At 27.7% G+C, this 4378-nt stretch carries 4 protein-coding genes; all 4 read right to left on the bottom strand.

Annotated elements, in window-relative coordinates:
• Window positions 1-452: BppU family phage baseplate upper protein (locus tag IC219_RS21045; protein WP_227861677.1), on the bottom strand; the 452-nt coding region annotated here is incomplete at its 3' end.
• Window positions 453-464: 12 nt separating this feature from the next.
• Entirely contained in the window at window positions 465-626 is a 162-nt protein-coding gene (locus IC219_RS21040) for a hypothetical protein (RefSeq protein WP_227436972.1), read from the bottom strand.
• A 1-nt stretch (window position 627) separates the two neighbouring features.
• Entirely contained in the window at window positions 628-2568 is a 1941-nt protein-coding gene (locus IC219_RS21035; RefSeq protein ID WP_227436970.1) for a tail fiber domain-containing protein, read from the bottom strand.
• A complete protein-coding gene (locus IC219_RS21030) occupies window positions 2568-4241 on the bottom strand; it encodes a phage tail protein (RefSeq protein ID WP_227436968.1) in 1674 nt (557 codons plus the stop codon). The genes IC219_RS21035 and IC219_RS21030 overlap by 1 nt, the downstream gene beginning before the upstream one ends.
• Window positions 4242-4378 lie beyond the last annotated feature (137 nt).

The raw sequence follows: 4378 nt of genomic DNA, 5'->3' as shown, positions 1-4378 counted from the left end.
ATTTCCTCAGCTTGAGATATTAAGACTAATAAGACTCCATACTCATCAGTCGAAGTAATGTCATCATCATTTATCATACCTTCTTCGACTCTATAATAAAGGTTGCTGGTATTAAGTAGGGTACCATCTTTTACAAGAGATAATTGAAATGTATTTATACCAACACTAGATAATGCTTGTCTACTAAGTTCTATTTCTACAACACCATTTTCTGCATCTACAACTTCACATTCACCATTGACTTTAAATCCGTCACTTTTTGTGATGCTAACTAAAACTCTATCATATTCAGATAAATCTATTATTTCATCTTTATTTTTTAGTATTGCTTCAATATAAGCTGTTTTAACATCATTTTCATTGTAAATAAAATAGTCTAGTAATCTTTTGTTTATCCTATAATTACTAAAATCGACTTCTATAGTATGATTCTTTATTTCATAATTTTTCAAAAGTATCACATCCTACTGTTCTTTATTTTGTTTTGCTTCTTCTAACTCTTTTTTAAGATTATTTATTTCTTCTTGTTGTTGCATATTAAGTGCTTTATGTAATATAAGCTCACTATGTAAATTCTTTATTTCTTCTATCGCTATTGTATATGCATTTTGTATATTTACTTCCATTTTATTTCCCTCCTAATTTATTAACTTTCTCATATAATTCACTAACTATCATTTCTAATTCTTCTCTTTTTTGTATATCCTCTTGAAGTGCGGTAGCTACAACTGTTGTATAACCAGATGGACTAAACATTAATCCATTTTCTTCTCCAAAATCATATAGAAATGTTTTTCCAACATAGCTATCTTTAAAATCATTGGCAATAAAACCTATTTGACTATCTGCGAGGGCTCTATCTCTTTCCGCTATATAATCAAATGTTGCAGGTTTAAATTCGTCTCTTATAAAATCTAAGAATGGAGTTGGAATTACACTTGAACGAGACCTATTCTTGATGTCTTTTATGTAAACTATATTCTCTTTAAATTTTTTATCAGATTCACTAAGAGTCGAACGAGAGTATATATGTCTCCATTTATATTGGTTGCATCCAAGGTCGGTTACAGAACGTTCTGGATAGAATGAATAACCTGTATCTGATAATCTTTCTCCATTTGTAAAAGCAAATGTAGCCCCTCCACATCTTATAAACGTATCATCTTTCTCAACTATAAAATGTTCTTCTCCGTCAACATATATTTCAGCCGTATCATATCCTACCCAAAAATAATTATTACTATCATATTTAAGTCTTATTGCTGATGCTTGACTAGAACCATCAGACTGTCTTGCATCTATTGCAAATCCAGACCGACTGCTTCCAAATAATCGGATTATTGGTTCATGACCAGATGGAGTGGTTAATATATCACATGCGACAGCTCCTTGGTTAACAGTTAAACCAGACCTACTTATAACAACATAATCGGATATATCATTAAATCCAAATTGAATTTTATCAGGTTTAATCCCTACAATTGAGCCACTACCATTTCTAGTGACCATCATTGTTATATCATCTTTAGTTAATTTAATTTGAGCAGCATTTGTTTTAGTTGCACCATCCACTTTCGCTACTTCTAGTTTTATTTCTTTAGCTGTAGCATTTATTTGAGAAAATTCCTCTGAAACACTTCCACCCATACCTTTAAGAAATACACCATCAAGAGTATTTTTTAGTTCATTAACCTTTAAATTATACTTTGCGAATCCATTTGTAACTAGAATTACATCTGAAGGAGTGATTATATTATCAGATATAACTGAATTAATTATTGTTTTAAGATTATTATGTGTATTGTCTAAAGCTGTTTTAGAAGTATTAATTGCAGCAATACTTGTACTATCACTATTTGATTGGCATCTATCAATTATTTTTTGTATTTGAGTATATAAACTTGTTTTATCTGTATTCAATAAGTTTATTTCAGTCTCTATTTGAGCTTTTTCAATATCTGTGACTTCATCATCTTTAAAATATTCATTGATATTAGAATTAAATAATCCTAAATCAGAGTTAAGTTTAATTATAAGTTTATTTGTATCTTCTCTTAACTTAGTAAGTTCACTAGAATCATTAAAATTTTTAGTTACTTCCTTTACAAATATATTTATATTATCTGCTTTTTGGTCTATAACTGAGATATTTTCTTTTATGTTTTTAGCATCTTCCTGTATAGCCCCAACTGTTTGGTGTATTCCATCTATATCTTTTTCTACAATTATAAATCTATCTCCAAATTCTTTATCTGTCTCATATAAAGCATAGATATCTTTTTGTATATTTTTCTTTGCATCTCCATCATAGCTTATACTAAATATATCACTATCATTAGGTACTTCAGTATGGATTCCATTATCATTTATAACTATTAAAAACCTTTTATTACTTCTATCCAACATCAAGTTAGAAGTTTCAAGCTTATAAGGATTATCTACATTCCAGTATATATACTTTCTATTTGTTGATTCATCCTGTACAGTATAAACTTCTTCATTATAAGTCACTATACACCCTGTTATTCTTATATAACTTAGTGTATAACTATTATCATATATTGCCATTAAGACACCACACTTTCTGGAACATTCATTCTATTGAATTTTTGTCTATTGAGTAAGTACTTTTTCTTATTAACTGAATCCATAGTATGTTTTGATTTAGTTAAATAATCAGAAATAGTTCTTGTATTATCTTCCTTTAATTTCTTATTAGATAAATCCAAATTTAAACTTCCATCTTTAAAGTTTTGTGTATATCCAACAAAATATATTATATCTTCAGTATTTTCATTTCTATCATAAAATATAATTATGTCTCCTACACTTAATGATCCATTCCAATGTTGTCTAAACTCCATATTAATAATTCTACTTAAAAAATTAACAGAGTCTATTGTCCAATCAATAGTTGGCCTACATTTAAGTTCTAACTCTCTTTCACCTGTTTTAATTAAGTCTTCAACCTCCAAAAATGAATCATTTGTATAAGTATCACAATAAATAAATTCTTTTAATTCTTCTAGTAATATTTCATTAAAAATTAATTGTCCATTTTCATTAGTTGCGGTTTCTCTCTTACACAATATGTTTATTTGCTTTATACTATCTTCTAATTCTAATACTTGTTGTTCTAAATTTTTTATAGTTACTTCAAGTATTACTTTTTCATCATTATTCTTAGTTATATCTGCTGCTACTTTGGCAGCATTAATAGTATCTTTATTTGTCTCATATGTCTTTTTAATACTATATAGTGCATTGATGGTAGAGTAGATTACTTGGAGTTTATTTTTATTGTCCCTTAATTCTTTTTTCTTTTTATTCTTTTCATCTATTAATTTTAACCACTCAACTTCTCTTAACTTAATCATCTCATTATACTTAAGTATTGCAGTAACTAAGTCTTTACTCATCTCACCATTTTCTAAAAAATAAGAGTAGTTTTCAATATATTTATATCCTGTTACAGTAGCTCCAATGATGTCCATTTCTTCATTTCCAACTAAAGTCATTCTAGTGACTATTTCATCTGAATTTCTAGTCTTTTCATGTGATTTTATATAGTTATCATAAGATAATACTAATTCTATATTGTCTCCAAAGCTATCCACATCATATAAATGTACTTTTTTGTTATATGTATCAAACTGAACTACACATCCAAATTCCTCTTTAATATCATTAATTAAAAAATCATGCCAATTACTATCTACACTTTCTTGCCACCTTACCTTTTCTCTTTTTTCTCCTGTCTCAGTAGTTTCATAACCTATTGAATCATCTACATTGCCTAAAGTCCATCCAGTTTCTTCTTTCATATAATCATTGAGACTTATTATTCCAGCGTCCTTATCTTCTGTAAATAGCTGTAGTCCCATATCTTCAATGTTTAAATTTATCTTACCCAGTTTAACTTCTGCGGATGTTGCTCTAATAACTTTATTTTTATATCCATCTTCTTTTATTTCTTTTATTACAAAATACTCTTTATTATCTACACATATAAACCGTTCGTTACTTACTTCATAATACAATGGATTTATTATTTTTTGGAATGAAAAGCGATTTGTTATAAATTTTGGTATGGTAAATTGAATTTCATCTGTACCATCAATGCTACGAGTTAAACTATCTATAAATTCTATTGGAATTTCACCTAGAATTTCTTTGTTAACTTTATGGAGGGTTATATTATACTCTCTTTGGATTTGTTTGAGATTCACATTAAAATGCATATTTTATCACCTTCTTTACATTAAAAAAGCCCATCATTAATAATGGGCTAAAATATTTTATTAATTGTTAAATTATGGTATAATTTGTTATAGTAAGGAATTATAAATCGAAAGTGCTAAGAGTGGTTGTTTCTATA

The organism is Clostridioides sp. ES-W-0018-02 (assembly GCF_020658175.1).
In the GTDB taxonomy this organism is placed as follows: Bacteria; Bacillota; Clostridia; order Peptostreptococcales; family Peptostreptococcaceae; genus Clostridioides.
The sequence above is the reverse complement of the archived record's forward strand: the minus strand, read 5'-3'. Positions and strand labels throughout refer to the sequence as shown.